General features: G+C 34.2%; 25 protein-coding genes, 1 tRNA gene and 1 other RNA gene. 12 read left to right on the top strand and 15 right to left on the bottom strand.

What is annotated here, in order from left to right; genetic code table 11:
- The first annotated feature begins 88 nt into the window (after positions 1-88).
- Genes ACFOWM_RS02070 through ACFOWM_RS02060 form a run of 3 tightly spaced genes read left to right on the top strand, consistent with a single transcriptional unit; the run spans position 89 to position 1734 of the window.
- Positions 89-478 (top strand): DUF805 domain-containing protein, encoded by a 390-nt coding sequence (locus tag ACFOWM_RS02070; protein WP_379706394.1) that lies wholly within the window; start codon positions 89-91, stop codon positions 476-478.
- Between the two features lie 44 nt (positions 479-522).
- Entirely contained in the window at positions 523-1038 is a 516-nt protein-coding gene (locus ACFOWM_RS02065) for a class IV adenylate cyclase (RefSeq protein WP_379706392.1), read from the top strand.
- 48 nt (positions 1039-1086) lie between these two features.
- Positions 1087-1734: an MIP/aquaporin family protein gene (locus ACFOWM_RS02060; protein ID WP_379706389.1), complete on the top strand. Its 648-nt coding sequence runs from the start codon at positions 1087-1089 to the stop codon at positions 1732-1734.
- 294 nt (positions 1735-2028) lie between these two features.
- Here ACFOWM_RS02060 and ACFOWM_RS02055 read toward each other — a convergent pair whose 3' ends face one another.
- The 6 genes from ACFOWM_RS02055 to ACFOWM_RS02030 form a co-directional block, all read right to left on the bottom strand.
- Positions 2029-3606, bottom strand: a complete 1578-nt coding sequence (locus ACFOWM_RS02055) for a DHA2 family efflux MFS transporter permease subunit (protein WP_379706386.1) — start codon at positions 3604-3606, stop codon at positions 2029-2031.
- Between the two features lie 36 nt (positions 3607-3642).
- Positions 3643-4755, bottom strand: coding sequence for an HlyD family secretion protein (locus tag ACFOWM_RS02050; protein ID WP_379706383.1), 1113 nt, complete (start codon positions 4753-4755; stop codon positions 3643-3645).
- A 19-nt stretch (positions 4756-4774) separates the two neighbouring features.
- Positions 4775-6061: a TolC family protein gene (locus tag ACFOWM_RS02045; RefSeq protein WP_379706380.1), complete on the bottom strand. Its 1287-nt coding sequence runs from the start codon at positions 6059-6061 to the stop codon at positions 4775-4777.
- Between the two features lie 10 nt (positions 6062-6071).
- A complete protein-coding gene (locus ACFOWM_RS02040) occupies positions 6072-6701 on the bottom strand; it encodes a TetR/AcrR family transcriptional regulator (protein ID WP_379706378.1) in 630 nt (209 codons plus the stop codon).
- Positions 6702-6852: 151 nt separating this feature from the next.
- Positions 6853-7722 carry a DnaJ C-terminal domain-containing protein gene (locus ACFOWM_RS02035; protein WP_379706375.1) on the bottom strand — a complete coding sequence of 290 codons (870 nt, stop codon included), beginning with the start codon at positions 7720-7722 and terminating at the stop codon, positions 6853-6855.
- A 53-nt stretch (positions 7723-7775) separates the two neighbouring features.
- A complete protein-coding gene (locus ACFOWM_RS02030) occupies positions 7776-8684 on the bottom strand; it encodes a hypothetical protein (RefSeq protein ID WP_379706372.1) in 909 nt (302 codons plus the stop codon).
- A gap of 97 nt (positions 8685-8781) precedes the next feature.
- On the opposite strand from ACFOWM_RS02030, the gene ACFOWM_RS02025 reads away from it, so the two are divergent.
- From ACFOWM_RS02025 to ACFOWM_RS02010, 4 genes are all read left to right on the top strand, one after another.
- The gene (locus tag ACFOWM_RS02025; protein ID WP_379706369.1) at positions 8782-9135 is read left to right on the top strand and encodes a hypothetical protein; all 354 of its coding nucleotides are present in this window, start codon (positions 8782-8784) and stop codon (positions 9133-9135) included.
- A 16-nt stretch (positions 9136-9151) separates the two neighbouring features.
- Entirely contained in the window at positions 9152-9661 is a 510-nt protein-coding gene (locus ACFOWM_RS02020) for an FKBP-type peptidyl-prolyl cis-trans isomerase (RefSeq protein WP_379706366.1), read from the top strand.
- Between the two features lie 68 nt (positions 9662-9729).
- A complete protein-coding gene (locus tag ACFOWM_RS02015; protein WP_379706363.1) occupies positions 9730-11172 on the top strand; it encodes an L-serine ammonia-lyase in 1443 nt (480 codons plus the stop codon).
- Positions 11173-11248: 76 nt separating this feature from the next.
- On the top strand, positions 11249-12268 hold the full coding sequence (locus tag ACFOWM_RS02010) for a Smr/MutS family protein (RefSeq protein WP_379706360.1): 1020 nt from the start codon (positions 11249-11251) through the stop codon (positions 12266-12268).
- On the opposite strand, the gene ACFOWM_RS02005 is transcribed toward ACFOWM_RS02010, so the two are convergent.
- The 3 genes from ACFOWM_RS02005 to ACFOWM_RS01995 are packed head-to-tail and all read right to left on the bottom strand — an operon-like array spanning position 12261 to position 14314.
- Positions 12261-12764 carry a DUF1648 domain-containing protein gene (locus ACFOWM_RS02005; RefSeq protein WP_379706357.1) on the bottom strand — a complete coding sequence of 168 codons (504 nt, stop codon included), beginning with the start codon at positions 12762-12764 and terminating at the stop codon, positions 12261-12263. The genes ACFOWM_RS02010 and ACFOWM_RS02005 overlap by 8 nt on opposite strands.
- 1 nt (position 12765) lies before the next feature.
- The gene (locus tag ACFOWM_RS02000) at positions 12766-13422 is read right to left on the bottom strand and encodes a metal-dependent transcriptional regulator (RefSeq protein WP_379706354.1); all 657 of its coding nucleotides are present in this window, start codon (positions 13420-13422) and stop codon (positions 12766-12768) included.
- Positions 13423-13462: 40 nt separating this feature from the next.
- Positions 13463-14314: an endonuclease/exonuclease/phosphatase family protein gene (locus tag ACFOWM_RS01995; RefSeq protein WP_379706351.1), complete on the bottom strand. Its 852-nt coding sequence runs from the start codon at positions 14312-14314 to the stop codon at positions 13463-13465.
- A gap of 91 nt (positions 14315-14405) precedes the next feature.
- On the opposite strand from ACFOWM_RS01995, the gene rnpB reads away from it, so the two are divergent.
- Positions 14406-14803: RNase P RNA component class A (gene rnpB, locus ACFOWM_RS01990), an RNA gene on the top strand.
- Positions 14804-14882: 79 nt separating this feature from the next.
- Positions 14883-15377 (top strand): DinB family protein, encoded by a 495-nt coding sequence (locus ACFOWM_RS01985; RefSeq protein ID WP_379706348.1) that lies wholly within the window; start codon positions 14883-14885, stop codon positions 15375-15377.
- Positions 15378-15408: 31 nt separating this feature from the next.
- Here the strand turns inward: ACFOWM_RS01985 and ACFOWM_RS01980 are convergent, their stop codons facing one another.
- Genes ACFOWM_RS01980 through ACFOWM_RS01965 form a run of 4 tightly spaced genes read right to left on the bottom strand, consistent with a single transcriptional unit; the run spans position 15409 to position 18469 of the window.
- Complete coding sequence (locus ACFOWM_RS01980; RefSeq protein ID WP_379706345.1) at positions 15409-15867, bottom strand: NUDIX hydrolase; 459 nt, start codon at positions 15865-15867, stop codon at positions 15409-15411.
- Positions 15864-16802 (bottom strand): magnesium transporter CorA family protein, encoded by a 939-nt coding sequence (locus ACFOWM_RS01975; protein ID WP_379706342.1) that lies wholly within the window; start codon positions 16800-16802, stop codon positions 15864-15866. Before ACFOWM_RS01975 ends, ACFOWM_RS01980 begins: the two co-directional genes overlap by 4 nt.
- Before the next feature lie 9 nt (positions 16803-16811).
- Entirely contained in the window at positions 16812-17594 is a 783-nt protein-coding gene (gene dapF, locus ACFOWM_RS01970) for a diaminopimelate epimerase (protein ID WP_379706339.1), read from the bottom strand.
- Positions 17594-18469: a nucleoside phosphorylase gene (locus ACFOWM_RS01965; RefSeq protein WP_379706336.1), complete on the bottom strand. Its 876-nt coding sequence runs from the start codon at positions 18467-18469 to the stop codon at positions 17594-17596. Before ACFOWM_RS01965 ends, dapF begins: the two co-directional genes overlap by 1 nt.
- Positions 18470-18564: 95 nt before the next feature.
- Between ACFOWM_RS01965 and ACFOWM_RS01960 the strand changes: the two genes are divergently transcribed.
- Positions 18565-18636: transfer RNA gene (locus ACFOWM_RS01960), tRNA-Cys, on the top strand.
- Positions 18637-18678: 42 nt separating this feature from the next.
- Here ACFOWM_RS01960 and ACFOWM_RS01955 read toward each other — a convergent pair.
- The gene (locus tag ACFOWM_RS01955) at positions 18679-19854 is read right to left on the bottom strand and encodes a hypothetical protein (RefSeq protein WP_379706333.1); all 1176 of its coding nucleotides are present in this window, start codon (positions 19852-19854) and stop codon (positions 18679-18681) included.
- A gap of 123 nt (positions 19855-19977) precedes the next feature.
- Here ACFOWM_RS01955 and ACFOWM_RS01950 point away from each other — a divergent pair, with 123 nt between their 5' ends.
- Both ACFOWM_RS01950 and ACFOWM_RS01945 read left to right on the top strand, forming a co-directional pair.
- A complete protein-coding gene (locus ACFOWM_RS01950) occupies positions 19978-20391 on the top strand; it encodes a hypothetical protein (protein ID WP_379706330.1) in 414 nt (137 codons plus the stop codon).
- 3 nt (positions 20392-20394) lie between these two features.
- Positions 20395-20784 carry a VOC family protein gene (locus ACFOWM_RS01945; protein ID WP_379706327.1) on the top strand — a complete coding sequence of 130 codons (390 nt, stop codon included), beginning with the start codon at positions 20395-20397 and terminating at the stop codon, positions 20782-20784.
- A 29-nt stretch (positions 20785-20813) separates the two neighbouring features.
- On the opposite strand, the gene ACFOWM_RS01940 is transcribed toward ACFOWM_RS01945, so the two are convergent.
- Complete coding sequence (locus ACFOWM_RS01940; RefSeq protein WP_379706325.1) at positions 20814-22472, bottom strand: glutamine--tRNA ligase/YqeY domain fusion protein; 1659 nt, start codon at positions 22470-22472, stop codon at positions 20814-20816.
- Positions 22473-23636: the final 1164 nt, after the last annotated feature.

Raw genomic sequence — 23636 nt, 5'->3', positions numbered from 1 at the left:
GTGGCTTTTTTGTGAGTAAAAATTTTAATTACCATAAAATAAAATTGTATAATTGCTATTCAACTAATATTAACTTAAATTTTTTATCATGAATTTTATTGACGCAGTAAAAAAATGTTTAAACAATTATGCAAATTTTAATGGTAGAGCAAGGCGTAGTGAATACTGGTGGTTTTTTCTATTTAATATTTTAATTGGTATTGTTGCAGGCATTATAGATGTTGCAATTTTTGGTAAAGGACCTGAAGATGTAGGTATACTTGGTACCACTACTTCACTAGCTTTACTTTTACCAAACTTAGCAGTGGCAGTTAGGCGTGTGCATGATGTTGGTAAAAGTGGCTGGTTTATACTTATACCAATTTATAATTTAATATTAGTTTGTACTGAAGGTGATATGGGTAGTAACGAATATGGTAGTGACCCTAAAAGACCAGAGATGGAAGATGAAATAGAAGCAATCGGAAAAAATATATAAATTTTTAAACCCTCCAAAGCGGAGGGTTTTTTATCAACTTGATTATGACACATTTAAATATTGAGTTTAAAGCAAGGGCTCATAACTTAGAAAGTTTAGAAGCAAAATTGCTTACCTTAAACCCACGGTTTATCGGTACAGATCATCAAAAAGATACCTATTATAATGTTACTATTGGGCGTTTAAAATTACGTGAAGGCAATATAGAAAATGCATTAATTTGGTACGATAGGGCCAATAGCACTGGTAGTAAACAATCGGATATTTTGCTGTATAAACACCAACCCGATGATGCACTCAAAAAAATATTACTAAAGCTACATGGTATTAAAATAATTGTAGAAAAAGCACGTAAAATTTACTTTGTTGATAATGTAAAATTTCATTTTGATAGGGTGCAAGGCTTGGGCACTTTTTTAGAAGTAGAGGCCATTGATGATGATGGTAGCATTAGCAAGCAACAATTACAAACACAATGCGACCATTATATAAATTTTTTTGAGGTACAACCTGCAGATTTTATTACGGTATCGTATAGTGATATGATGCTGGCAACATAGTAAATACAATGGATGATGCCATTTTCATATTATAAGTAAGCTCCTTTCATGAAAAAATATATCAGTGAATTTTTGTGCACTTATTTTTTGGTGTTTATTGGTACAGGTTCAGTTATTGTAAACGAACAAACCAATGGTGCAGTAGGTTTGGTAGGTATTGCACTCAGTTTTGGGTTTATTGTGGTGTGTATGATTTACAGCTTTGGTAACGTATCTGGCGCACACATGAACCCTGCGGTTAGCATTGCTTTAGCTTGTATTAAAAAAATGCCGTTGAGTGATTTATTGCCATATATCATCAGTCAGTTTGTGGGTGGTATAGCGGCTAGTATTACTTTAAAAATATTGTTTCCTACCAATGATATGTTGGGTGCTACGTTACCAAGTGGCACCGTTTTACAATCATTTATAATGGAATTTATAGCTACTTTTTTGTTAATGACAGTGATTGTAAATGTAGCCTTGTCTTCAAACAACAATAAACAGTTGGCAGGTATAGTAATTGGTTTGTGTGTTATTGTGATTGTGTTTGTAGCCGGACCCATCTCAGGCGGTTCAGTAAACCCTATACGTTCATTAGCACCGGCTATTGTAGGAGGGCATTATCAATGTTGGTGGCTTTATACGGTAGCACCAATACTCGGTACTATTTCAGCCAGTTATTTATATACTTATTTGTTGCATCAACAAAAGTGAATGGAAGAGCATTAGGCAGTCTTTTATCTGTTCGGAAACTTGAACATCAATCTGAATATACTCCGAATTTATAAATGTATTATCAAAGCATATTGATGACCATAGTACTACCGCTCATGGGCTGCCGGATAGCAGCGGCACCGAAACCGCCTTTGCGGTGAAGGTACAGCGAATAGCCGGAACAACTGCTGCTACTTTGCAACGGCCGAACGCCCCTTCAATTAAAAATTAACATAAAAAACCTATAAGGTTTAAGAACCTTACAGGCTTATTGCTTAAGGTTATTATTGGTTTTTAATGGGCACTACTTAAATCAACTTTTTCAACAGACTTACTTTGTTTTACAAATAGCACAATAGGTAAACATATTAAAAACATAATACCGAGGTATAAAAATATGTCCATATAAGAAAGTACGGCGGCTTGTTTGGTAATGCCAAAATCTAATACTTTATGGGCGTCACTCAACGCTATATTGGGTGGGGTACCTTTTGCTATAAAGCCTTGTTGTAAAGCGATTACCCTTTGCTGAACGTCCGAACTGTTTACATTTAACTTAGCCACTAAATCATTTCGATGTAACATATTTTGACGTGACAAAACAGTGGTAATAACGGCTACTCCAAATGATCCACCTAGCTGTCGCATCATGCCAGTGAATGCAGCACCTTGTCCAATTTCTTGTCCTTTTAATGATGATAATGATAGTGCCGTAATAGGTATAAATAATAAGCCTAACCCAACACCACGGGCAATTAACATCCAAAAGAAATCATCTTTACCGGTATCGGGTGTAATAATTTTAAAGCCCCAAAAGCTGTATACAAAAAATACCAACATACCAGCCGCCACTAAATATTGTGGCTTAATGCCTTTGGTTAATAGCTTGCCAATCATTGGCATCATTACAGCTGTCATTACCGCCGCAGGTATCATTAAGGCACCTGCTTGATAGGCCGTCCACCCCAACACACTTTGTGTGTACAATGGTATAATAAAGGTTGAGCCATATAAACCAAAACCGAGTATAAACGACATTACAGTTCCTATACGAAGGTTGCCATTTTTTAATACCCTCAATTCTACAATGGGGTTTTTATACCTTAACTCTCTCCATATAAAAAAGAACAAGCCTAAAACAGATGCAGTAATTAAAAAAACGATGGTGCTGCTTTCGAACCAATCATCTTCATGCCCACGTTCTAGTACATATTGTAATGAACCTACGGTGATAGCAAGTAAACCAATGCCTAACCAATCAATTTCATTAAAGGCTTTTTTGGCTGCATATTTAGGGCTACGTACAAATTGCAACGTGAGTAAAGTAGCCACTACACCAATAGGTATGTTGATGTAAAATATGTAAGGCCAACTGTAATTTTCTACAATATAACCCCCTAAAGGTGGGCCTAAAGTAGGACCAATGATAACTCCCAAACCATAAATGGCCTGTGCCATGCCTCGTTTTTCAATAGGGTAACTTTCGGTAATTATAGTTTGTGAAGTAACCAATAATGCACCACCGCCAATACCTTGTAAGAAACGAAACAATACTAATTCCCAAATATTATCAGCATTGCCACATAAAAAAGAACATACAGTGAATATGATCACCGATGCTGCAAAATAATTACGGCGACCAAATTGTTGCGATAACCAGCTCGTCATGGGTACAATAATAACATTACCGATGGCATAGGCAGTGATAACCCAACCAACTTCTGTAAGTGTTGCACCTAAATTACCCCTCATATCGTTTAAAGCAACGTTTACAATAGTGGTATCTACAATTTCTAACAAGGCGCATAATATGGCAGTAATGGTAATAATTACCCTACGTGAGCCATATTCAACCAATGATTCTTGCATCATATACTTATTATTTTTGGAGCAATGGTATTGCTGAAGTTAATCTAAATGAACATCTACAAAAACGTTCATACCGGGGCGTAATTTTTTAATCAACGAATCTGCCTTATTGGTAAATTCAATTTTTACAGGTAAACGTTGCACTACTTTTACGAAGTTGCCGCTGGCATTATCAGGAGGTAGCAATGCAAAACGAGCACCTGTTGCTGGCGCAAACGAACTCAACTTTGCTTCAAAATCATGATTGGGAATAGCATCTACATGTACAATTACTTTTTGGCCCTCAACCATTTTATTGTATTGCGTTTCTTTAAAATTAGCAACTACCCATTTATCATTGCTCAATACAATACTAAATACGGAAGCCCCTGCTTGTAAAAATTGTCCTTTTTGAACAGGTACTTTTGAAACGATACCACTCTCTGGCGCAGTAATAACTGTGTATGATAAATTTAATTTTGCAGTTTCAACATCAACCTCTCTTTGTTTAATTACACTAGAAGCTACACCCGTTTGCTGACTTACTGCATTTGATTGAGAAGTAACTACGCCTGTTTGTACAGCAGCTTGGTTTTTTTGATCAATCAATACTTGTAATTGACGTTCAGCCGTTTGCTTTGCAGCCAATACTTGTTCATATTGTTGTTGTGTAACAGAGTGATCTTTGATTAAATTTTCATAGCGCTGTAAATCTTGTGCAGTGCGTTGCACATTTACTTTTGCTACTTCAATTTGTGCATTGGCAGTTGCTACAGCAGCTTGTGTGCTGGTAATGTTTTTGCTGGCTGCAGCACTACTTGCTTGCGATGCATTCAAATTGCTTTTAGCAGTAGCCAATGCCGCTTCTGCTTGGTGTAAAACAACCGTTAAATCACGAGGGTCTAATATCATTAATGTATCACCCTTATTTACGTACTGATTGTCTTTTACTTTAACTTCTAATACATAGCCTGATATTTTTGAAATCACAGGACTAATATTTGCTTCAATTTGAGCATCATCCGTTTCTTCATGGTGTAGGCCATGAAAATATTTTGTTAAGCCAAACCATGTACCACCACCCACTAGTAAAATTAAAACAATGATAAAACCAAAGTTTTTCTTTTTAGGTGCAGCATTTACTGGTGTTGATTCGTTGTTTTGTTGTGCCATTGTTTATAATTTATAAATATTAATTATTGTTTGATAAAGTACCTGTAGTTTCTAAAATTTTATTGTAAGCCAAAGCCACATCAGCTTTTGCAACTGCCATGTTTAATTTACTTTGCAACAAAGCCACATCAGCATCTAACAAATCAGTAATGGTTACTAAATTGTTATCGTACTTATTTTTAGTGATACGATAATTTTCTGTTGATTGTATAATGGCTTTTTCATACACATCAATTTTCTTTTGTGCTAATAAATAATTTTGAAAATCTTTATTGAGTTGCAACTTAATACCATCTTGCAACATCAATGCAGTGGCATCTATTTGTGTTTGTTTGGCTTTGGCCTGACTAAGTTTGGTATTACGTTTCCAAAGGTTGGCTAAATTGTATTGAACGCCCAAACCAATATTTACAGCATTGGTGATACTGATAACTTTTGGAATATCAGCAGCAATATAACCGCCTGTTAAAGCAATGGTAGGGTAGGCCTCAGCTTTAGCCGCTTTGATACCTATGGTTGCAGCCTTTTTTTGAAAACCAATGGCTTGCAAATCTTTTCTATTTTGTAAAGCACTATTTTCTAAATCAATAAATGAAGGCAGATTGTTTTTGATTTGTATAAAATTGGTATCTACTTCAATTATGGTATTTTCAGCAAGCCCTAATAGTATATTCATATTAATATTGGCTACTGTTAAATTACTTTGTGCTTCTAATAAAGTAAGCTCAATATTAGAAGTTTGTAATTGTGCTTTTAATAAATCATTTCTTGCGATGATGCCATTTTGTTCTAATCTTGAAAAGGTACTATCTCTTTTAGTAGCAGCATTTAAACTTTCTTTTACAACTGTTACCAGGTTTGCAGCTTTATATAAATTGGTATACGCTAAAATAGTGTTGTAAATAATACCTTCTTTATCATTGGCTTCAGCAAGGTTGGCAGCTTGTGCTAAATAGTTGGCAGATTCAATACCATATTTAATTTTGCCACCAGCATAAATGGGTAATGTAACATTGGCAATGCCATATAATGCCTGATTTACATTGGGAGAACCCCCACCACCTTGAGCACCTTTAATATCAATATTAGCACTGCTTAAGCGTAGGTAACTACCCGTTATTTTTGCATCTGGCAACTGCCTATCTTTTGCTTCAGTAATTGCTGCATTGGCTTCATCAACTTTTGCATGAGCAATAGTGAGTTTTTTGCTGTTTTTTATGCTCATGGTTATCGCTTGCTGAAGGGTAATTTTTTCATTTGTTTGCGCAAATGAAAAAATGCTCCAAAGCACCATGGTTAAAAGCATTAGTTTCTTTTTATGATTCATATCCTAAAATTGTTTTAAATATTTCTTTTAATTGATTGTAAACTTTTTGATGCAATAAGGTGTCAATGTCTGCCTCGTTTGCACACTCAAGTGCATTAAAGTTGGCGTAATGCTCTTTATTGATCATGAGCTGGGTAACCGTACCTGTCATAATGGTTAAAGCCATTACAACATCAATATTTTTTTTGAATACTTTTTTACGCTGTCCTTCTTTTATTAAATCTGAAAACAATAGGGCGTAACTCAGTTTTAATTCTTTCATTAAATCAATTACTTCCTTATTTTTTTTCATTACTTGCTCACAAAGTAAAATCCTGTAAAATGCTTGGTTGTTGAATACTTTTTTAATGTATTCATCTAACATAATCTCCACTTTTTGGAAGGGGGCATAATCAGGATTTTTTACCAACGACTCCACCCTTAGTTTAGTAGCTTTCATTCTATCATGAAAAAGCTGCAACATCAGCTTTTCTTTACTACCAAAATAATATGAAATCATAGCAAGGTTTACTTGAGCAGCATCGGCAATATCCCTTACGGTAGATGCTTCATAACCTTTAATAGCAAAGAGTTCCTCTGCTGTTTCTAAAATATGTTGCTTTTTATCTTTGGTTTCCATTACATTAATAAAACACAAAGTTAAACATTTGTTTGAATTATTTAAACAAATGTTTAATGTTTAACCATTAGTTTACATTGAAATGACAATTTAGTAATGCTATAAAGGCGATTAAATTAAAAAGCCATCGTGTTATGATGGCTTTGAAGGTTTATTTTGATCGTAAATTTTTTAAAGTTTCAAATAACTGAATTTCTTTATCAGTTAAGTTGGTGGGTAGTTTTACATGATAGGTTACATACAAATCGCCAAATACATCATCTTGTTTATACAACGGAAATCCTTTTCCTTTAACCCTTATTTTGGTATTATTCGGCGTTTCGGGTTTTACTTTCAACTTTAGTTTTCCATGCAAAGTTTGTAACTCAACATCGCCACCAAGTAATGCTGTGTACAAATCAATTTCAATGGTTATTTGCAAATCGTTGCCTACTCTTTTATAAAAAGTATCGTTGACAATTTTAAATGTTAGGTATAAGTCGCCTGATGGACCACCATTAAAACCAGGTTGGCCGTAACCTTTTAATTTTATAATTTGACCGTCTTCAACACCGGCAGGTACCGTAATGCGAATATTTTTATTATTGATGGAAATGGTTTGTGGATGCGTTTTAAAAACAGCACTTAAATTGATTTGAAAATTGGCATTGGTATCTTGTCCACGTTGTTTACTGCTGCGTCTTCCGCCACCAAACATAGAGGAGAAGAAGTCAGAAAAACCACCTTCTTGTTCAAAACCACCAAACTGTTGGTTGTATTGCTGCCGTTGCCTTGCTTGTTGTTCAAAAGCATCGCTGTGTTGCCAATCTTTGCCGTAGGTATCATATTTTTTCCTTTTTACAGGGTCGCTCAATACCTCATTGGCTTCATTAATTTGTTGAAATTTTTTATTTGCGGTGGCGTCGTTTGGGTTGGCATCAGGATGATATTTTCGAGCTAATTTTCTATAAGCCTTCTTAATATCATCAGCACTAGCCGACTTCGATATTTCTAAAACGCTGTAATAGTCGATAAAATCCATGATCAATTTTTTATGTAGATGATGCTAGTATTAACTATTCAAAACATACAATGTTATGGCAAAATAACAGTAGCATTAATATTATAAAACTTAGAAAGTGAATCTTTTAAATGGGCAGTATCACTCAATGGGTTTTTAAAAGGTAGGGTTAATTGAAACAAAGTAGAATCTGGGTTTACTTTCATCACAATATTTTTACCATACTTGGTTAGTTTGTTCATTGTACTTTGAGCATTGTCTAATGTTTTATAACGTCTTATCGTTACATAAAAGCTATTAGTGTCAGCCGCCGAAGCAATGGTTGTTGTAGTGCTTAGTTTATTTAAACTATCTGGTTTTATGAGCGCTGTATCTTTAGTTGCAGGTAATGTATCAATTACTGCTGCACTATTATTGACAGTTTCGTTATTAGCTGCTTCATTTCTATTTAAAAAGAAGAAAATCGCAACAGCCGAGGCCAACAATACCAACACCACTAAACTTAAAAGCACAATTCTGTTTTTTGATGTGTTGTTTTCTCTTTGGGGGGTGGCAAATGATATTTTTTCTTTTAATTTTTCAGTAACAATTTTAGGTGACTGTTCAACAGTTACATGCGATGTAGTGGCTTGTTCAAAAACGAAAGCACCATCTTGTGATTTTTGTAAAGTGCCTAACCCTTCAATAATAAGAGGCTTGCCTATGTTTAAAAACTGCTTATTGAGAATGATGAATGATTCTAAATCAGAGTAGGCTAATGGTTTTATTTTTCTGGTTTGTTCCATAATAAAACCAACCAATCCATCATCAACTACTGCTTTTTTGTTTAATGAAAATTGAATAGTGTTTTCAGGAAGTACCACATCTTTGTCACTATCTTCTGGAATTTGAATGTCTGATACTATTTCAAAAGTACCAATGTCTTGTAAAGTAACTTTTTTGTTTTGGTATAAATACTGAACGATTAATTGCTCTATTTTCATCTATTGTGATATTCCTTTTAAACGCTTGATTGTAACAAAGCTACAAGTTAACAAGATTATGGCAAAGCAAACCATTGATTTACTATAAATTTGCGTTATGTTAACGAGTGAAGAGCAAAAATTTGTAGCGTATTGGGAGCAAAATAGGGAGCTGCACAATAGTTTTTCAAGTAAACTAAGCCGAGGCTTTCCTAAAGCTTGTTTATTTGGCTTGCCTATTTTATTATTATTGGTTTGTGTGTACTTTTTTATACCAGATTGGTACATCAAAATTTCAAAAACATCGCCACAAACTTTTTTTGTAGTGGTGATAGGCGTTTTTTTAGCGATACTTTTTTTTGCTTTTACACAAATGCATTTTAAGTGGGAAATGAACGAACAATTATATCTCGAATTAAAACACAAAGAAAAAGCTGCCAATGCAGCGAATAATACCTTAAATCAATCTTAATTTAAAAATAGCACAAATGAAAAAATCGGGTTTAGTTATTTTAGTATTAGCTGTAATGTTTTCGTCTTGTATAAAAAAGACAGATAATTCATGCAATACAGCAGCACCAACGGCTGTAGCTACTGCACAAGAAACAGCATATTTACAAAATTATATCACTACTAATAATATTACCAATGCAGTTTTGGTAAATGGTATGTACTATGCAATTACAACACAAGGCACTGGTACATCACCTAATATATGCTCAACGCTAGCAGTAAGATATACCGGAAATTTAATTAATGGCACCACTGATGGTGCTCAATTTGACGCATCAACTTCAACCGTTAATTTAAATTTAAGTCAGTTAATTATAGGTTGGCAATTGGTTATGCCACAATTAAAATCTGGCGGTACTATTACATTATATATTCCGCCATCTTTAGGATACGGTTCACAACCTCGTACTAATTCAGCTGGTGCTGTTGTAATACCTGCAAACTCATACCTAAAGTTTGTAGTTAATTTAGATAATGTTCAATAATTATACTTCAAAATAAACTAATTTGAGCTCTGAATATTTCAGAGCTTTTTTATTTTAAAAATTTGATTGTGAATCACCACGAAGCAATTTCCGTTTTTGATATGTTTAAAATTGGGGTTGGCCCAAGCAGCAGCCATACACTTGGCCCTTGGCGTGCCGCTCAACAATTTATTCAGCAATTAATAGATCAAAATAAATTAGAACTAGTATTACAATTAAAGGTACTGCTGTACGGTTCATTAGCTAAAACCGGTACAGGGCACGGAACAGACATAGCCGTACAATTAGGACTTTGTGGCGATGATCCTGTAACATTTGATGTTAATGCGATTGACTCAAAAATTGCTGCTATAAAAAATGACTTACAATTACAATTAGCAGGACAAAAAATTATAGCTTTCGATCCATCATTAGATATCGAGTTTTTATTTACGGAGAGTTTACCATTTCACCCCAACGCATTAACATTTTTGGTTTCATTTACAAATGGTGAACAATTTGCAGAAACCTACTACTCAATAGGTGGCGGATTTGTGGTGCAAGAAAAAGATAGTAACACAAACGCTAAAAAAGCTAATAAAGATGTGGTATTGCCTTTTCCCATAAATACTTCCGATGATTTATTGCATTGGTGTAGAAAAACTGGCTTAAACATACACGAAATTGTACTTGAAAATGAAATGGGCTGGCGCAGTGAAGCAGCAACCAAAGCAGGCGTACTGCAAATTTGGGAAGTAATGAAAAATTGCATTTATAAAGGTTGCCATACGCAAGGAAACCTACCCGGTGGCCTACATGTAAAACGAAGGGCATACGATACCAATAAAAGGTTATTAGCAAATAAAATTTATAATAATTACGAAGAATGGGTTGCGCAAATACAAGCTGGTGGCCATCGTTTTAATTATATACTCGATTGGGTGAGTTGTTTTGCATTAGCTGTAAATGAAGAAAATGCTTCTTTTGGAAGGGTAGTAACAGCACCAACTAATGGAGCCGCTGGTGTAATACCAGCAGTTTTACAATATTTCATTGTTTTTTGTGATGGGGCTGATGATGATAAAATAATGCAGTTTTTATTAACCGCATCAGAAATTGGTAGCATTTTTAAAAAAGGTGCTACCATATCTGCAGCAATGGGTGGCTGTCAAGCTGAAATTGGTGTGAGCTCTGCTATGGCTGCGGCTGCATTAACAGCCTGTATGGCAGGTACGCAACGACAAGTTTTAATGGCGGCAGAAATTGCAATGGAGCATCACTTAGGTTTAACATGCGACCCCATTGGTGGGTTGGTACAAATACCATGTATTGAAAGAAATACAATGGGAGCCATTAAGGCCATTACCGCTAGCCAATTAGCGTTGCAAAGTACCCCCGATTTTGCAAAAGTGAGTTTAGATGCTGTTATTAAAACCATGTGGGATACAGCTGTTGATATGAATAGCAAATACAAAGAAACGGCCGATGGTGGACTAGCCATCAATATCCCCATTAGTTTAAGTGATTGTTAAGTAACCAATTTTAAAATATGGTACCAACATTAATCTCATTTAACTTTGCACTTTAAAAGTTATTCAAGTTATTAAAATGAAATACGAAGTAGGCGATAAAATTGTAGTGATACAAACCGATGAAGATGGAAAGGTGGTTGAAATAATGAACGAAAAAATGGTGATGATAGAAGTAAGAGGCGTTCGTTTTCCTGCTTATATGGATCAAATTGATTTTCCTTACTTTAAAATGTTTTCTAAAAAGAAAGAAGCACCTGTTCCCCTTAAAAAAAATATCTATATCGATAATGTAAAAAGAGAAAAACCTATTACAAAAAAGAAAGTAGGCGATGGGGTACATATCAGTTTTTTCCCTGTTTTTGATAAAGATATTTTTGACGATGATGTGGTTGAAAAATTAAAAGTGTACCTCATCAACGAAAATGAAGAGCATTACCAATTTAATTACGATTTGGTTTTTAATGGTGCAAGCTCCTTCAATTTAAAAAACGAATTACCAGGCTTATCAGAATTTTACTTGCACGATGTAAGTTTTGAAGATATGAGTGAGGGCCCAAAGTTTGAGTTTGAATTCAGCCTTACCATTCCAAATAAAAAGAAAGCACCATCACATGAAGTTTTTTTTAAATTAAGAGGTAAACAACTTTTTAATAAAATTGAAACTACACAAAAGAACAACGAAGCATCATTTCGATTTGAATTGTTTACCCATTACCCTGATAAAATTGAAACAGAAAAAGTTGATTTGAGTTTATTAGGTAATGCAGGTTTTAGAGTGTACGATGCAGGTAAAATTAGAGAGCATTTACCACCTGCACGTTCTGTGGTTGATTTACATATTGAAAAAATATCAGCACATTGGGAACAATTAAAACCAAACGAAATTTTAGCTACACAATTAAAAGAATTTGAAAAGTTTTTTGAATTATCGTTAGCACATCATCAAGCTTCATTAACTGTAATACATGGTGTGGGTGAAGGTGTGTTACGCAATGAAATACATGAAATATTAAAGCTTAAAAAAGAGGTAAAGTATTTCGTAAACCAATTTCACCCACTATACGGTTACGGCGCTACAGAAATATTTTTTAATTAAGTTTTTTATTGCTCATAATATAAGCAACTATTATTGGTAACAAGGTTGTGCAAAGTAACAACACAATAAAAACACCTGTACTTAATTGTGATGTTGTAGCATGTATACTGTTACAAATTTCGTATTGTAAAAAAAGCATCAACACAATAATGCCAACATTTACCCATCTTAACAACCGAATACCTTGTTGGTAAAGTGTGGCAGCATTGTTTTCATTAATATGCTGCGGATAATTAAACAAGTGAGGGTATTTACACAACCACTGTAATAACAATGTTACACCCAATGTGATTAAGGGTAAAATAAACAAAGTAGCTTTATTACCATAACTATCAATTTTGCCTTCAATGTTAAAATGCGTTGGTATAATATCAGGCGCTTTGTAAAAAATAACAACTGTAGCCACACATAATATAAATAACAAAATGTAGGTGGTTACAATGATTGCTACATCAAATTTGGTATTAATAATTTTTATTATAGGACGTTGTACCATGTTATAAAGCTTCTGTCAATAATTTTTCAGCTACTATTTTACTCAACGTTTCTTGTAGTTTTTTACCATAGCTAATTTGTACACTGCCATCAAAAGCTTCAACTGCCATTACTTTTACCATTAAGCCTAAATGTAATTGTTTGCTATTGAGGTACTTTAAAAACGCATCAGAAGAATTGGTGACTGCCGATAATTTTACCACATCGCCAGCCTTATGATCGCTTAGTTTTTTGTATTGTAACCATTGAACCTTTCCATTTTTATCAGGTATTGGGGAGCCATGTGGGTCAACCCTTGGGTAGCCTAAAATTTCATCCATTTTTTCGAAAAAAAGCGGTGCTTGTAAGTGTTCAATTTGCTCTGCAATTTCATGTACTTGTTCCCAGCCGAAGCCCATTTTTTCAACCAAATACATTTCTGTTAAGCGGTGTTTACGAATAATAAGTCCGGCTTCTTTTTTACCTTTATCAGTTAACCGAAGTGGTTTGTAGCTTTCATAAAACACCATCTTTTTTTCGGCTAGCTTTTTCACCATATTATTTACAGAAGGCATTTTTATATTGAGCTCAATACTCAACTCTTGCACCGTAACCTCACCTTTATCGTTACTGAGGTTAAACAATGCTTTTAAATAATTTTCTTCTGCAAAAGTGTTCATATTGCTAAGGTAAGAAAATACCTATTTTAACAATAAACATTTAAAGTGCAATGGTTGCCAACACCGGAAAATGATCTGATGGATATTTTTTTTCGTACGAATCTGTTATAGTGGCAAACTTTACAACAGCTGCATTTTGCTTCATAAAAATGTAATCTATACAACCGTTTGGTAGTTTATCAAAAGCAAAGCTATTCCAAGTGTCAGCACCACCATAGGGCGTTTTACAAGCGTTTCTTGTATTGATAAATGACGATGCAAAATATTGATAAGGTGGTTCGGTTGGTTTTGAATTAAAGTCGCCAGTAATCAATACTTGTACATTTTCTTTTTTGGTTAATTCGTTTATTTTATCAGCTATTAGCTTAACGGAATTTAACCTAGCAATGGTGCCAACATGATCTAAATGCGTATTAAATACCCATAGCTTTTGTTTACTCTTTTTATGTTGAAACAAACCAAATGTGCAAACCCTGTTGCAGGCGGCATCCCAACCACGACTCACACTATCTGGCGTAGCTGATAACCAAAATGTACCTTGCTTTAATAATTTATATTGAGCCGCTTTATAAAATATACACGAAAACTCTCCTTCATTTTTACCATCATCTCTACCAACTCCTATATATTGGTATTGTGGCATTTGGCTTTGTAAATATTGTAATTGATGGTATTGTACTTCTTGTGCACCAATAAAATCAGCCTCGTAATAATTCATTAAATCTGCTACTTTATTTTTTCTTACTTCCCACCAATTTTCACCATCACTTTTAACATCTAACCTAATATTATACGACATTACTTTTACCACATTTTGGGCCATAACATCGGTAATATGCAGTTGAAATAATATGATTATTAATAAAGCACCACAAAGTTTTGAAATTCGCATACAAGGTTAATTTTTTGAACGATAATGATACTGTAAATGTATAGAAATTGATAATGCAAACTAGATAAATGTAAAGTCATACATTTGCCGTTCTATCAGCCGGTTGTCGCTCTTTTTATAAGGAGAGGAAAGTCCGGACAGCACAGGGCAATGCACCGGTTAACGACCGGCTGTTTAAGCAATTAAGCAAGAGAAAGTGCCACAGAAAATAACCGCTTGCCGTAAGGCAAGTAAGGGTGAAAATGTGAGGTAAGGGCTCACGGTCATGCACAGTAATGTATATGATGGGTAAACCTTGCATGCTGTAATGCCACATATACCCTCACTGCGAAAGCATTTGAGCGGCTCGTTCAATACCATTAGCAATATTGGTGTGGGGGAGGGTAGGCAGCTAGAGTGTAATAGTAATATTGCACCCAGATAAATGACAACCGCTGTTGTAATTATTGTACAACGGTTACAGAATCCGGCTTATGGCTGATAGTATTTTTACATTTACCATTTACATAAATATAATATGAAGCAGTAGTTATTTTTAATACATTTAAAGAACTAAAACTTCATATTTATGACCATTGCACAACAAATGTTGGCAGAATTACAGCAAGAAGCTGTTGCCACTCGATTAACTTTAGCCGCCGTACCTATGGACAACCAAGATTGGAAACCCCACGAAAAAAGTATGCCCTTGGGTGCTTTAGCAAAACATGTTGCAGAAATATATGGTTGGCCAAAAGAAACCGTTGTGTATGATGAGCTTGATTTTTCGAAAGGTGATTATACGCCAAAAGTGGCTGAAACAACTGCAGATTTATTAGCCCTTTTTGATAAGTGTTTAGAAACCGCTACCACTATTTTGTCAACAACAACAGATGAAGAGATGCACAAACCTTGGACAATGCGTAATGGTGATATGGTGTATTTTACCATGCCTAAAATGCAGGTGATGCGTACGTGGGTGTTAAATCATAGTGTACACCATAGAGCACAATTAGGTGTTTATTTACGACTATTAGGTATTGCTGTACCAAGCACTTACGGCCCTACGGCAGATCAACAATAATATTATTTGAGTGCATAATTTTATTATGCACTCAATATTTTTCTTTAAGTAAGTTGGCCACTATTTTATCAATAGGCAAGGTCATATTTGCTGCTGAATAATCTTTTAGTGGTATCCATCTAAAAGTTTCAATTTGCTGTAATTGTTGGTATTGCTGCATTTGAGCCTCACTAAAATCAAAAGGAATTTCACTAGTTACAACTTTTAAAGGTTCCAAGGCTTTTACGTAGTAATAAATTGATAATATTTGATCCCCTTTTCTAAAAGCTGATGGTTGATAAAAATCAGTGGTATATAAATGTTCGCCAACAGCAATTTGTAGCCCCATTTCTTCCATAAATTCTCTTTGTAAACAATCTCTTGTACCTTCACCTTCTTCTAAGCCTCCACCACAAAATTTCGTAATTTTCATACCACGTATCAACTCATCACTCACGAGTATTTGTTGTTGATCATTCATGAGTATGCCATACACTCTTATTGTTATCATCGTTTGGTGCGTCTTAAAAATTTATATGTAACATAACCCAAAATAATTAGTGAAATGGCAATAGGTGTCCAAAATGCATAAGGTGAATCTTGAAAAGGCAAGGGTACATTCATACCATATATACTAGCTATTAAAACGGGTATGCTTAAAAATAAAGTAATGGTGGTGAGTGTTTTTAAAACTTCATTTTGATTGTTGCTAATAATACTTGCAAATGCATCTAACGTACTTACTAAAATATTAGTGTAAGTATTAGCGGTTTCTAATGCTTGTGAAGTTTCAATAATTAAATCTTCTAAAAAATCTTTTTCATCTTCACTGAGTTGTAAAAAATCAGTTCGAGCCAACTTCATCATCAACAATTCATTGCTGCGTAATGCGGTTACAAAGTATACCAAACTTTTTTGAATACGCATGAGTTGTAGAAGCTCTTCGTTTCTATTAGCATCGTACAATTTTTGTTCTAATGCATTGCGCCGTTGGTTAATTTCTTTCAAATGATCTTGATAGTTATTGATCACTTTCTCAAAAATTTTAAGCACCATCATATTTTTTTTATCGGGATGGCGATTTTGAAAGCTATTTAAAAACTTTTTGATGGCTTCGTTTTCAAACGAGTTTACTGTAACAATTTGTCCTTTTGTTAAAATGATAACTATCGGTATGGTAATATAAAACGCATCGCTTTCATTAAATGAATTGTTTTCGGTAGGTGTTTTAATTACAACCAACTTCACATCTTCATCGGCCTCGTAACGGCTGCGTTCATCAATATCTAATGAATCTTTTAAAAAGTCAATCGGTATGTTTAATGCCGCACTTAATTCAGAAAATTCTTCTTGCTTAAGTGGCGGTAATACATTTACCCATGTGCCATTGCCTGGTTTATCAGTTGCAACAGTGCGGTGGTCAACGATATTGAAATATTGAATCATGCCTAAAAATTAAATTTGTATGCTGCCCTTAAAAACAAAACTGGCAGGGCCACATAAATAAATATTATCAAATTGTTGATCATTTATTTTATTAAAGGTTACATTTAAGTTACCTCCAATAGTGTTTATTTGAATATTATTTGCACCGATGCTATTTTGTGGATACATTAACGCAGCTGCTGTTACACCAGTACCGCAACTAGCCGTTTCATTTTCAACACCACGTTCATACGTTCTTACAAAAATGTTGTTAGCTCCCATTACTTCAACAAAATTTACATTAATGCCTTCTTTCGAAAATGTTTCGTTGTAGCGAATCGCTTTTCCTTCAGCAAAAACATCTTTATTTTTTACCCCAACACCATAGCTCACATAATGAGGCGAACCTGTATTGAGCACACTATAATCATTAAAATATTGTACAGCATTTACAGGGTTCATTTTAAGCTGTACTATTTTTTGTTGGGTGATGTTGGCTTCGTGTAATCCATCAGCTGCTTCAAAAACATAGCTGTCTTTCACAATACCATTGTCATGTGCAAACTGAACAATACAGCGCCCTCCATTGCCACACATACTACCAATATTACCATCAGCATTAAAATATTGCATTTCAAAATCGTGGGTAATACTATTGTTTAAAAGAATAAGTCCATCTGCACCAATACCAAATTTTCGGTCGCACAAATGCCTTACCGTTTCTGTTGAAAGTTCATTATATAGTTGCTTACGATTATCTGCTATAATAAAATCGTTGCCAGTACCTTGGTATTTTAAAAAATCAAATTGCATTAAAAGTTGCTTTCTATGATAGACAAAGTTTTTTGTATTAATTGTTCAACCGCTGCATTACCATCTTTACTAAACTCTTTTGAAATTCTATTTGCAACAATAGCACTCAGCGATAAGCAATGGTGCCCTAATGACTTACCTAAACCATAAATTGCTGCAGTTTCCATTTCAAAATTACTAATACGATGGTTGCCTAATTGGAAGGTAGTAAGACTATCAATTAACTGTGGTTGCGATAAACCCAAACGCAATACCCTACCTTGTGGGCCATAAAAACCTGGGCAAGTAACCGTAATACCACTGTGAAAACCTTCCACAAAATGTTTCATTATAGCAGCACTTGCGCCAAATATATATGGGTTGGTAATGGCATCTAAATTGGTATGTTGCACAAAGGCTTGTTGTAATTGAATTTCTTCATCGTTGTTTTGAAAACGATAGAAATTCATCAAATTATCGATACCCAAACCATGTGTACTTGCCACAAAGCTATCAACCGGTATTTCTTTTTGTAAAGATCCTGATGTACCAATACGAATAATGTTGAGAGAGGTTAAGTTTTCTTTAATTGTTCGGGTTTCAAAATCAATATTTACCAATGCATCTAACTCATTTAATACAATATCAATATTATCAGGACCAATACCAGTGCTGGTTACCGATACTCGTTTTGTACCAATATAGCCTGTGTGTGTAACAAATTCACGGTGGTTGTTTTGAAACTCAATACGATCAAAATGTTTACTAACTTCCTTCACTCTATCAGGGTCGCCTACGGTTATAATGGTATGGGCAATTTCTTCGGGCCTGCAATTTACATGGTATACGGCGCCACGGTTGTTTATAATTAATTCAGATGCTGCTATCGTATTCATATTTTTTATTTGAATGCTCAATTTCGATTAAATATTGGTAATTCTAAATAAAAATTTCCTTATTTTTGCCATCCACTAACGAACAATGGTGATTGGGTCCTTTGGCCGAGTGGCTTAGGCAAAGCTCTGCAAAAGCTTCTACAGCGGTTCGAATCCGCTAGGGACCTCAAAAAAAAGCTGCTTTTTTTAGAGCAGCTTTTTTATTTGTATTAAAATAATTTATAACTAAATACAATACAAGTGCTGTTGTAATCTGCTTTCCACACAACATAATCTTTCAAAATATCTTTAGTTGTATTAAACCTTACTTCAATACCATATTTGTTTAAATACTTGTAACCAAGTCCAAATACAAAGTTGCCCTTTGTTGTAATTTTTAATGGTACTGTATTATATTTAATGGTTGAATTTAAAGCAAAGTCTTGCATAAACTGTGCATTGAAAAATAATTTAGATTGACTATTTAAAAATGAATAGTATCTCACACCAATTGGCACTTCTATGGTATTATATTTCAGCACAACTTTTCTATCAGGAAAAGAAGTGGTACTATTAATAGATTTATAAGTTGGTTCAACAATAATAGCCCATTTATTATTATTAAAACCAAGCAAAAATTCAGCTTCAATTCCAATTCTAAAATTTAAATTTGTAGCTGTTTTAATATTGTTGTTAAAAATAGCAGGATTACTTATAACCGCATTTGAAAATTCAATACCTGGTCTAACACTTATATTGGTAGACTTTGTTTTTGCTAAATTATTGTAATTACTGCCTTTATTTTCGTTGTATATCAAAAATGCATTGATTAAATCTTTTGAATTGTAGTTTATTTTATTTATTACTTTTTCAGTAAGATTAGGGTGCTGCATATCTGTCAATATTTGTGTTTGGTATGCTTTATTATAAGCAATATTACCATCACTAAACAAATATGATTTATATACGAGTTGTGTTACTTCGCCATCGCCTACTTTAAAAAAATATCGATTAACATTTCCATTTTCAAAGTAATAAAGGGTTGCTTTCCCCTCAATAAGTACTTTTAAAAACAAAGTATCAGTTTCAAAAACTGGCAGCGGATTTTCAGTAAGTTTACTAATTTCTTCAGATGAATAATCTATTTCAACAACATGCTTTTCGTATTTTAATTTATTGGCTATCTCAAATAACTTTACTTCATCTATTTTGATATTTTTTTCAATATCTGTTGCATTCAGTTTATAAGCAAATTCTTTGGGATTATTTTTCCAATCTTTATTTTTTATGAGGCAATCGATTCTGCTGCCATCATTTTTGATAAAATAGCTAGGTTCAAATGTTATTTGGGCGGAAGAAAAAGCAGAAAAAAATACCACAAAAATAATTAATAAAGTAGTTTTCATTATCTAGGTTTTTAGGTTAAATACCAATATTAAATCATAAAAATATAGCATCAAAATAAAACTAAAAAACATAATTAGTTTTATAGATACTACTTTTGCATTTCATATTTTGAATAACAAACCATGCAACAAAAGTACTTTTTTCATTACGCTGCTATAGCTACCGCAATTGCCCTTATTATTGCTTGTTTTATTCCTTGGGTACATTACAACAGTATTAATGTAACTTTTAATGGCTACAACGTTAAGCCATTTTCAACAGGTACCAATTATGGAAGGGCTGGTATCATCATTACTATTTTTGCTGTGGTAAGTTTACTTATGACTTTGCTGCCCTATACATTTACAAAAAGAGCCAACTTATTTGTAGCGGCCATTTTACTAGCCTATACCGTTCGTACGTATGTAATATTTACGGGTTCATTGTTTGAAGGTGAAGTGGTGAAGTTGCCGGGCATTTTTTTAATCAACTTTTTAGCACTTTTTTTATTGATTTGTGCTTGTTTCCCTAAAGATAAATCAGTGGCAGCTGCATAAAATATGGCACAACAACACCTTGCACAAATAGCAATTGTAGTTCGTGATTACGACGAAGCCATTGCATTTTACACCCAAAAATTAGGTTTTGCATTAATAGAAGATACACCACTTTCTGATACTAAACGATGGGTAGTAGTAGCACCGCATCAACAAAAAGGTGCTCATATATTATTAGCGAAAGCCGTAGGAGCGGAGCAGCATTCAGCAATAGGTAACCAAACAGGCGGCAGGGTATTTTTATTTTTACATACCAATGATTTTGATGCTTACCATCAACAATTGGTTCAACACAACGTTACCATTGTTCGAGAACCATCACAACAAGCGTATGGCCAAGTGTTAGTATTTGAAGATCTATATGGCAATAAATGGGATTTGATAGGTAATTAATCATTCCCCATCAAACCCCAAAAATATCATTATGCTTTTTTAACTTCTTTTGCCCAAGCATCTTTTAATGTAACCGTTCTGTTAAACACTAATTTTTCAGACGTTGCATCTTTATCTAAACAAAAATAACCTTTACGTAAAAATTGATAGCGTTGTTGTAACGTTGCTTTCGTTAATGATGGTTCAACATAAGCTTGTACAGTTGTCAACGATTGGGGATTGATGTAGTCTTTAAAATCACCTTCTTCGCTTTGTGGGTTCTCTACCTTAAATAAACGATCATACAATCTAACTTCAGCGGTTGCTGCATGTGCAGCACTTACCCAATGTATAACGCCTTTTACTGCAATACCGCTGGAATCATTACCACTTTTGCTGTTAGGGTGGTAGGTACAATATATAGTAGTGATGTTGCCAGCTGCATCTTTATCGAACGTATCGCAAGTAACAATATAGGCACTTTTTAAGCGTACACTTGCACCCGGTGCTAACCTAAACCATTTTTTAGCAGGCACTTCCATAAAATCTTCTTGCTCTATCCACAAGGTATTGCTGAAAGGTATTTCCCTATGGCCATAAGCTTCATCAGGTCCGTTTTCACTAGTGAGCATTTCGGTTGTAGCTGCATCGTAATTAGTAATCACCAATTTTAATGGCTCTAAAACTGCCATAGCCCTTAATGCCGTTTGGTTCAAATCTTCTCTCAAACAAAACTCAAGCAAACTAAAATCGATAACGTTTTCACGTTTAGCAATACCTACTTTTTCGCAGAAGGTACGAATGCTTTGTGGAGTAAAGCCACGTCTACGCATACCACTGATAGTAGGCATACGTGGGTCATCCCAACCATTAACATGTTTTTCATTTACCAATTGTAATAGCTTACGCTTACTCATTACTGTGTATGATAAATTTCTTCGTGCAAATTCATATTGGTGCGATGGATAAATACCTAATTGTTCAATAAACCAATCGTATAATTCTCTATGTGGTATAAACTCTAGCGTACAAATAGAATGGGTAATGTTTTCAATAGCATCGCTTTGTCCGTGAGCAAAATCATACATTGGGTATATACACCATTTATCGCCAGTGCGGTGGTGGTGGGCATGTTTAATTCTGTAAATAAGAGGGTCTCTCATTAACATGTTGGTATGTGCCATGTCAATTTTAGCACGAAGGGTTCTTGTGCCATCTGCAAATTCACCTTGCTTCATACGTTCAAACAAATCGAGGTTTTCAGCTATGCTGCGGTTGCGGTACGGACTATCTTTACCAGGCTCCGTTGGCGTACCTTTTAACTGTGCAATAGCTTCTGATGATAAATCATCAACATATGCTAAGCCTTTATTAATGAGGGTTACAGCATATTCGTATAAGGTATCAAAGTAGTCTGATGCATATAATTCATGTTTCCATTCAAAGCCCAACCATTTAATATCTTCTTTAATGCTTTCAACATATTCTGTATCTTCTGTAACGGGGTTGGTATCATCAAAACGCAAATTGGTGTAGCCATCGTATTTTTGGGTTAAACCAAAATTTAAACAAATACTCGTAGCATGCCCCATGTGTAAGTAACCATTGGGTTCTGGCGGAAAACGAGTGATAATTTGCTGGTATTTGCCAGTAGCCAAATCGTTTTCAATTATTTCTTCTAAAAAATTTAAACTTTTCTCTTCGCTCATATATTTATTTGAAATACAAATTTAAGAAATGTTGGGGCGGTAAGCAAATACCATTATGCAGCAGTTGTAACGGGCTATTCACTGTACCTGCTACGCCGCAGCTCCGCAGGTGCCGTTACTATCCCTGCGCCCTTGGGCTTTTTTAGCTTAGTTCAACGCTATAAAATTTAAGTCGTTTTCATTTGCTGTAGCAGCCCAATAATAATATCAAATTTATCTTTTTCAATTTTATTAAGTTGAATTTGTAACGCCTCAATTTCCGCTATTCGAGATGTTAGCGTAGCGCATCTCGAAATTATATAAAGCAGATTTTTATCTGCATAAATCGATGACATTAAATATAAATACACAGTTTATCTATGACTAAAAGTATCATTTTTCTATGAGTAAAGGAAAATAGTTAAAATGACAACCTGTCTTAGAATAATCCTAAAATTTTATATAATAACAGTTTTGATACACCTTAGTAACAGCTTTAATACAGCTATGTAACAGCTATGTGAAAGCTATCAAAACTTTTTCAGCGTAAGTTCAAAAATGTAAATGTAAAAAAGGCAGTGTTAAATTGAATAGTAGCTACGGCTACACCTATATTTATTCCTCAAAAATGCTATAAAAATGACGCTGCAGCATTGCTGTTGTATTTGTGAGAATAGCTTTTTTTTATTCAGAAAGGAGCCTAAGCATAGTTTTATTATCGCTATACCATCCTATAAAATTTAAGTCGTTTTCATTTGCTGTAGCAGCCCAATAATAATATCCAATTTATCTTTTTCGATTTTATTAAGTTGAATTTGTAACGCCTCAATTTCTTCTTTCGCTAAAAGATTAGTCTTATAATCGTTCTCAGCTTGCAACCGATCACCGCTATTCGAGATGTTAGCGTAGCGCATCTCGAAATTATATAAAGCAGATTTTTATCTGCATAAATCGATGACATTAAATATAATTACATAGTTTTTCTAGGATTAAAAGTATCATTTTTCTAAGAGCAAAGGAAAATAGTTAAAAATGACAACCTGTTTTAGAATAAAATTAAAATCTTTTAAAATACCAGTTTTGATACTCCTTAATAACAGCTATCAAAACTTTTTCAGCGTAAGTTCAAAAGTGTAACTGTAAAAAAGGCAGTGTTAAATTGAAGAGTAGCTATGGCTGAAATTA

This window comes from Ferruginibacter yonginensis, assembly GCF_042651465.1.
Lineage (GTDB): Bacteria > Bacteroidota > Bacteroidia > Chitinophagales > Chitinophagaceae > Ferruginibacter > Ferruginibacter yonginensis.
Note: the sequence above shows the minus strand (reverse complement) of the source record. Positions and strands in the feature narration are given on the sequence as shown.

Coding starts and splice junctions, on each gene's coding strand:
- ACFOWM_RS02040 (WP_379706378.1), bottom strand. CDS start 6,701: ATGGAAACCAAAGATAAAAAGCAACATATTTTAGAAACAGCAGAGGAA.
- ACFOWM_RS01945 (WP_379706327.1), top strand. CDS start 20,395: ATGGCACAACAACACCTTGCACAAATAGCAATTGTAGTTCGTGATTAC.
- ACFOWM_RS01995 (WP_379706351.1), bottom strand. CDS start 14,314: ATGCGAATTTCAAAACTTTGTGGTGCTTTATTAATAATCATATTATTT.
- ACFOWM_RS01965 (WP_379706336.1), bottom strand. CDS start 18,469: ATGAATACGATAGCAGCATCTGAATTAATTATAAACAACCGTGGCGCC.
- ACFOWM_RS02025 (WP_379706369.1), top strand. CDS start 8,782: ATGTTAACGAGTGAAGAGCAAAAATTTGTAGCGTATTGGGAGCAAAAT.
- ACFOWM_RS01985 (WP_379706348.1), top strand. CDS start 14,883: ATGACCATTGCACAACAAATGTTGGCAGAATTACAGCAAGAAGCTGTT.
- ACFOWM_RS01975 (WP_379706342.1), bottom strand. CDS start 16,802: ATGATTCAATATTTCAATATCGTTGACCACCGCACTGTTGCAACTGAT.
- ACFOWM_RS02005 (WP_379706357.1), bottom strand. CDS start 12,764: ATGGTACAACGTCCTATAATAAAAATTATTAATACCAAATTTGATGTA.
- ACFOWM_RS01940 (WP_379706325.1), bottom strand. CDS start 22,472: ATGAGCGAAGAGAAAAGTTTAAATTTTTTAGAAGAAATAATTGAAAAC.
- ACFOWM_RS02050 (WP_379706383.1), bottom strand. CDS start 4,755: ATGGCACAACAAAACAACGAATCAACACCAGTAAATGCTGCACCTAAA.
- ACFOWM_RS02000 (WP_379706354.1), bottom strand. CDS start 13,422: ATGAACACTTTTGCAGAAGAAAATTATTTAAAAGCATTGTTTAACCTC.
- ACFOWM_RS02020 (WP_379706366.1), top strand. CDS start 9,152: ATGAAAAAATCGGGTTTAGTTATTTTAGTATTAGCTGTAATGTTTTCG.
- ACFOWM_RS02035 (WP_379706375.1), bottom strand. CDS start 7,722: ATGGATTTTATCGACTATTACAGCGTTTTAGAAATATCGAAGTCGGCT.
- ACFOWM_RS02065 (WP_379706392.1), top strand. CDS start 523: ATGACACATTTAAATATTGAGTTTAAAGCAAGGGCTCATAACTTAGAA.
- ACFOWM_RS02060 (WP_379706389.1), top strand. CDS start 1,087: ATGAAAAAATATATCAGTGAATTTTTGTGCACTTATTTTTTGGTGTTT.
- ACFOWM_RS02030 (WP_379706372.1), bottom strand. CDS start 8,684: ATGAAAATAGAGCAATTAATCGTTCAGTATTTATACCAAAACAAAAAA.
- ACFOWM_RS02010 (WP_379706360.1), top strand. CDS start 11,249: ATGAAATACGAAGTAGGCGATAAAATTGTAGTGATACAAACCGATGAA.
- ACFOWM_RS01950 (WP_379706330.1), top strand. CDS start 19,978: ATGCAACAAAAGTACTTTTTTCATTACGCTGCTATAGCTACCGCAATT.
- ACFOWM_RS02045 (WP_379706380.1), bottom strand. CDS start 6,061: ATGCTTTTAACCATGGTGCTTTGGAGCATTTTTTCATTTGCGCAAACA.
- dapF (WP_379706339.1), bottom strand. CDS start 17,594: ATGCAATTTGATTTTTTAAAATACCAAGGTACTGGCAACGATTTTATT.
- ACFOWM_RS01955 (WP_379706333.1), bottom strand. CDS start 19,854: ATGAAAACTACTTTATTAATTATTTTTGTGGTATTTTTTTCTGCTTTT.
- ACFOWM_RS02070 (WP_379706394.1), top strand. CDS start 89: ATGAATTTTATTGACGCAGTAAAAAAATGTTTAAACAATTATGCAAAT.
- ACFOWM_RS02055 (WP_379706386.1), bottom strand. CDS start 3,606: ATGATGCAAGAATCATTGGTTGAATATGGCTCACGTAGGGTAATTATT.
- ACFOWM_RS01980 (WP_379706345.1), bottom strand. CDS start 15,867: ATGATAACAATAAGAGTGTATGGCATACTCATGAATGATCAACAACAA.